Origin of the sequence: Corallococcus sp. AB018 (assembly GCF_003986945.1) — a bacterium.
GTDB classification, from domain to species: Bacteria; Myxococcota; Myxococcia; order Myxococcales; family Myxococcaceae; genus Corallococcus; species Corallococcus exiguus.
The window spans coordinates 1-4,982 of record NZ_RAWR01000371.1; the positions used below are offsets into that span (position 1 = coordinate 1).

5 protein-coding genes and 1 pseudogene are annotated in these 4,982 nt (G+C 68.5%); 2 read left to right on the forward strand and 4 right to left on the reverse strand.

Annotated features, from left to right (window positions below; translation table 11 throughout):
- A partial coding sequence (locus D7Y11_RS41580; protein ID WP_126936434.1) for a general secretion pathway protein GspE occupies positions 1 to 533 on the reverse strand: 533 nt, incomplete at its 3' end.
- A 59-nt stretch (positions 534 to 592) separates the two neighbouring features.
- A complete protein-coding gene (locus D7Y11_RS41585) occupies positions 593 to 1,423 on the reverse strand; it encodes a DUF4292 domain-containing protein (RefSeq protein ID WP_126936435.1) in 831 nt (276 codons plus the stop codon).
- A gap of 42 nt (positions 1,424 to 1,465) precedes the next feature.
- Between D7Y11_RS41585 and D7Y11_RS41590 the strand changes: the two genes are divergently transcribed.
- Both D7Y11_RS41590 and D7Y11_RS41595 read left to right on the forward strand, forming a co-directional pair.
- The gene (locus D7Y11_RS41590; RefSeq protein ID WP_121752076.1) at positions 1,466 to 2,197 is read left to right on the forward strand and encodes a MotA/TolQ/ExbB proton channel family protein; all 732 of its coding nucleotides are present in this window, start codon (positions 1,466 to 1,468) and stop codon (positions 2,195 to 2,197) included.
- A gap of 15 nt (positions 2,198 to 2,212) precedes the next feature.
- Positions 2,213 to 2,668 (forward strand): biopolymer transporter ExbD, encoded by a 456-nt coding sequence (locus D7Y11_RS41595; RefSeq protein ID WP_120565608.1) that lies wholly within the window; start codon positions 2,213 to 2,215, stop codon positions 2,666 to 2,668.
- An 82-nt stretch (positions 2,669 to 2,750) separates the two neighbouring features.
- Here the strand turns inward: D7Y11_RS41595 and D7Y11_RS41600 are convergent, their stop codons facing one another.
- A complete protein-coding gene (locus D7Y11_RS41600; protein ID WP_126936436.1) occupies positions 2,751 to 4,595 on the reverse strand; it encodes an acyl-CoA dehydrogenase in 1,845 nt (614 codons plus the stop codon).
- A gap of 198 nt (positions 4,596 to 4,793) precedes the next feature.
- A pseudogene (locus D7Y11_RS44775) lies at positions 4,794 to 4,982 on the reverse strand (acyl dehydratase); the annotation flags it as partial.

The following is a 4,982-nucleotide window of genomic DNA, read 5'->3' on the forward strand; positions in this document are numbered from 1 at the left end:
GCGGCGGCCGGGTCCAGGTCCTTGAGGTTCTTCACGACGGTGCGGCCCTGCGCGTCCACCACCTTGAAGTTGGTGTCCGCGTCCTCCAGCTCCGCCGTCTCCTCGTAGAGGCGCGCGAACGCCCGCGCCACGGAGGTGCGCCCTGCCACGTTGGCCACGATGCGGCACTTGGACAGGGCCCGCAGCTCGTCCAGCACCCGGACGTTGAGCGGGTCCGACATGGCGACCACCAGCGTCTTGCCGTCGTCGCGCAGTTGCAGCGGGACGACAGAGAAGTCGCGGGCCGTCTGCGCCGGAATCTTGGCCTTCACGTGCGGCGGCACCATCTGCACGGAGTCCAGGTTCACCGCCGGCATGCCCAGCTGCTTCGACAAGGCGCGCACGAGGATGTCCTCGGAGACGAGGTTCATCCGGACGAGGATCTCGCCCAGCTTCCCGCCCCACTTGGCCTGCTCGGCGAGCGCCGCCTTGAGCTGGCTCTCCTGCAGGACGTTCGCCTTGATCAGCAGTTCTCCAAGCTTGATCTGTGCCATGTCGTGCGCGCCATAGTACCCGGTTTGCGCCGGGACGCTGCCTTTCGACGCCTGGAAGCTCAGGAACCCGGCGCGGGGGGCGGCTGGGACACCGCCCCCTCCGAGCGGACCTCCTGGCCCCGCGCATCGACGTCCACCACCTTCGCCCCCTGGGGCGCGCCCAGTTCGTAGAGCGTCAGGTCCGGGCGGCCGTTGAGGCGGATGTCCGTGTACTTCAGGTCCAGCTTCGTGTCCGCCGTGGCGGCGATGAGGTGCACCTTGCCCGGGAAGAATTGGTCGCCCCGCTGCTGGAAGTCCTCGAACGCCAGGTCGTAGCCCGGCACGCCCCGGACCTCGCTCTTCACCACGCGCAGGTGCTTGGGATCCACGCGCAGTGTCTGCGTCGCGGGCCCCCGCTGGAGCTTGAGCACGTACACCCGCTCCTTCTCGTCCAGCTCCAGGGTCATGGACTCCGGCGGCAGGAGGGGGACCTGCCCCAGCATCACCGCCACCAGCTCCTCGCTCGGCAGGACGACAGGAAGGAAGCGGGACACGTTCTCCGCGCTCGCCGGGCCCTGGAGGTACGTGTTCTCCCCCGCCTGGTAGACGCCAAAGCGTTCGCCGTCGGAGACGAGCGAGGCCACCGGGCGGTTGAAGAAGTCGTACGTCTCCAGGTGGATGAGGGCCGGACGGGTGATGGAGAGATACGTGGAGAGCGTTCCACTGCCCTGGGGCGAGTCCACGTGCAGCTTGGCGTCACCCTCCAGGGTCACCACCTTCGCCTGCCGCTCGCGCACGTGCTGGTAGAGCGTCTGGGCGTCCTCGATGCGGCCCTCCGGACCGAACTCGAGACGTTTGGGGCAGGCCGAACAGAGGAGGGCCAGGAAGATTGCGGCGGCTGCGCGGTTCATATGTCCTAGTGTGAGCCAGGGCCGCCTGCCCGGTCATCCATCATGAGCCTGAACGATCTACTTCATTACCTTCGCCTGGGCGGCGTCACCCTCGCCCTCCTCCTGGGCGCCTCCGTGGTGGCCCTGGGCGTGGCCATCGAGCGGCTCATCGCCCTCTGGGGCGTGAGCGAGCGCTCCCGCAACCTGGGCGAAATCGTCCAGAAGCACCTCCTCCGGGGTGACGTGGCCGCCGCCCGCACCGCCGCCGAGCGCTCCGACGCCGTGGCGGCCGACATCTTCCTCGCCGGGTTCGACCGCTGGGAGCGCTCCCGCTCCTCCGGTGGCAACGGCATCGAGTCCGCCGTGGAGCGCGAGCGCGCCCAGGTGGGGCTCAAGCTGCGGCGCAACCTGTGGCTGCTCGCCACCATCGGTTCGACGACGCCCTTCGTGGGCCTCTTCGGCACCGTGGCCGGCATCATGCGCTCCTTCAAGGACCTGGGCGTGGACGTGGAGGCCGGCGGTACCGGCGGCTCCGCGGCCGTGATGACGGGCATCTCCGAAGCGCTCGTCGCCACCGCCGTGGGCATCCTCGTCGCCGTGCAGGCGATGGTCTTCTACAACTACTTCCAGGCCCGGCTGTCCCGCGTGCTGGTGGAGCTGCGCCTGTTGGGCGACGAGTTCGCGGAGGTGCTCAAGGAGCGCTCGGCCGGCGGCCCGCTGCCGGACACCACGCCGCCCCCGCGCGAAAGCACCACGCCCCCGGCGTCCCGCCCGGATCCGCAGCCCGCCTCGTAAGGAGACACGCCCACCATGGCCATGGGAAAGACGCCCGGCTCGGGCGATGACGAGGTGGAGGGCGCGGGCTTCGCGGAGATCAACATCACGCCGCTGACGGACGTGATGCTCGTGCTGCTCATCATCTTCATGGTGACCAGCTCGGTCATCACCCAGCAGGGCCCGGGCGGCGGCGCGAAGGCGGGCCTCAAGGTGAACCTGCCCAAGGGCGGCGCCGCGGACGTCACCGCGCGCACCACGGACCTGTCCGTGGCGGTGCTGGCGGACGGACGCTTCGTGCTCGCGGGCAACGTCGTCGCGGAGGCGGAGCTGAAGCAGGCCTTCGACAACGCGAAGAACCAGAACCCCGACACCGTGGTGATTGTCCAGGCGGACGAAGGCGTCCCCCACGGCACCGTGGTGCAGGTGATGGAGCTGGCGAAGAAGGCCGGCCTCGCGCAGCTCGCCATCGGCGTGCGCGAAGGCGACTAAGGCTCAGGCCCGAAAAGGAAAAGGCCCCCCGGCGCGTCACGTGCCGGAGGGCCTTCTTCATTTCAGGACTTCAGATTCTGCTTCAGACGCCGCCGAACGCCGCGTCGGTGATGTCCATCGGGGACGTGTCCTCGGTGGCGATGAGGCGCGCGGCGTACTCCACGTTGGGCAGCACGTTGCGCGCGTACCACAGGGCGCTGAACTTCTTGCCCTCGTAGAACGCCTTGTCCGGGTGGTCGGCGGCCACGTTGGCGGCGGCCTTCTCCGCGATGACGGCCGCGTCCAGCAGCAGCCAGCCCACGGCGACCTCCGACATCATGTTGAGGAAGCGGTTGGCGGACAGGGGGATGAGCGGGAAGCGGCCCGCGTCCTGCGACCAGCCGAACAGCGCCATCGCGCTGGACATCAGGCCTTCCTGCGCGCCAGCCAGCGTCTTCACGGCCTCGCCCAGCACCGGGTGCTCGCGGTGCGCTTCCACGAAGCTGCCGACATCGCCCATGAACTGCTGGAAGTGCGCGCCGCCCGCCTGGCCCATCTTGCGGCCCACCAGGTCCATGGCCTGGATGTGGTTGGTGCCCTCGTAGACGGAGAAGATCTTCGAGTCGCGCGTGTACTGCTCCACCGGATAGTCCTGGATGTAGCCGGCGCCGCCGTACACCTGGATGGCCTGCGCGCAGAGGCGGAAGGCCTGGTCGGAGCCGTAGGACTTCACCAGCGGCGTCAGCACCTCCACCTGACCCTTGTGGTAGGTGGCCGCGTCGTCGTCCTTGCCCGCCAGCTGCTTCGCCTTGTCCAGGTGCATGGCCAGCTTGATGACCAGCGCGCGGATGCCTTCCACGTGCGCCTTGATGTCCAGCAGCATGCGGCGGACGTCCGGGTGCTCGATGATGGAGGCGCGCGGCGCGGACGGGTCCTTCCACTTGGTGAAGTGGGAGCCCTGCTTGCGGTCCTTCGCGTAGTCCAGCGCGTTGTAGTACGCGGCCGACGCTAGGCTCACGCCCTGGATGCCCACGGCGATGCGCGCGCCGTTCATCATCTTGAACATCTGGCTCATGCCCACGTGCTCGACCGTGCCCACGAGCTCGCCCAGACAGCCGTCGTTCTCACCGAAGTTGAGGACACAGGTGGCGGAGCCGTTGATGCCCATCTTGTGCTCGATGGACCCCACGGTGACGTCGTTGGCCTGGCCGGAGGAACCGTCCGCGTTGATGCGCAGCTTGGGGACGATGAACAGCGACAGGCCCTTGGTGCCCACCGGCGCGCCGTCAATGCGCGCGAGCACCAGGTGGATGATGTTCCCGGCCATGTCATGGTCGCCGCCGGAGATGAAGATCTTCGTGCCCTTGATGCTGTAGGTGCCGTCCCCGTTGCGCTTCGCGGTGGACTTGGCCGCGCCCACGTCGGAGCCGGCGTGCGGCTCCGTGAGGCACATGGTGCCGCCCCAGGTGCCGTTGAGCATGCGCTCCACGAACTGCTTCTGCTGCTCGGGCGTGCCGCACTCCGCGACAACTTCCGCCGCGCCGAAGGCCAGGCCCGGGTACATGTTGAACGCGGTGTTGGCGCCGGAGAGGATCTCCTCCACCGTCACCTGGAGCATCATCGGCGCGCCCTGGCCGCCGTGGTCGGGGCTCACCGCCACCGTCTTGAAGCCCTGCTCGTAGAGCTTGTTCCACGCGTCCTTGAAGCCCTTGGGCGTGAAGACCGAGCCGTTCTCCAACCGGCAGCCCTCACGGTCACCCACCGAGTTGAGGGGCCCCAGCACCTCGCGCGCGAAGCGGTACGTCTCCGTGAGGACCGCCTTCGCCTCGTCCGGGCCCCAGGCGTCATAGGGGGCCGTGCCCGCCACCTGGCCGAAGCCGAACTGCTCGAACAGCGTGAAGAAGATCTCTCGAAGGTCGGTCTTGTAGGTGTTGATGCCGGCGGACATGGCCACTCCTGCGTAGGGGCTCGCTGCCTGCCTGCTTCCCGCAGGGCGGGAAAAAGTAAGGGTCAGCGGCCCATGTGACGCAGGAAGTGTGGCGTCGACTGATTTTTGAGTCAACCCAAGATGACACCCCGCGTTGACGAGCGGTCGAAGCCGCCCTTCTGGAACGCGGGAATTCGCCTTGGAACGCCCCTGGAAAGCCTACTTCTTGGCCTTCTTCGCGGCCGGGAGGGACGCCGTCTTGGCGGCGGGCTTCTCCCGGGGCGCGGTCTTCTTGGACGAGGCGCCGTTGCGGGGCTCGTCCGTCTCCTCGTCGTCGTCCTCGTCGTCCTCGTCCCGGTCGCGTTCCGGGGCGGCGGGCGCCGGGGCGCTGGTGGCGGCCTCCGGGGT

Bases quoted from the DNA above. Each gene is read 5' to 3' on its own strand.
- D7Y11_RS41585 (WP_126936435.1), bottom strand. From the start codon at position 1,423: ATGAACCGCGCAGCCGCCGCAATCTTCCTGGCCCTCCTCTGTTCGGCC.
- D7Y11_RS41590 (WP_121752076.1), top strand. From the start codon at position 1,466: ATGAGCCTGAACGATCTACTTCATTACCTTCGCCTGGGCGGCGTCACC.
- D7Y11_RS41595 (WP_120565608.1), top strand. From the start codon at position 2,213: ATGGCCATGGGAAAGACGCCCGGCTCGGGCGATGACGAGGTGGAGGGC.
- D7Y11_RS41600 (WP_126936436.1), bottom strand. From the start codon at position 4,595: ATGTCCGCCGGCATCAACACCTACAAGACCGACCTTCGAGAGATCTTC.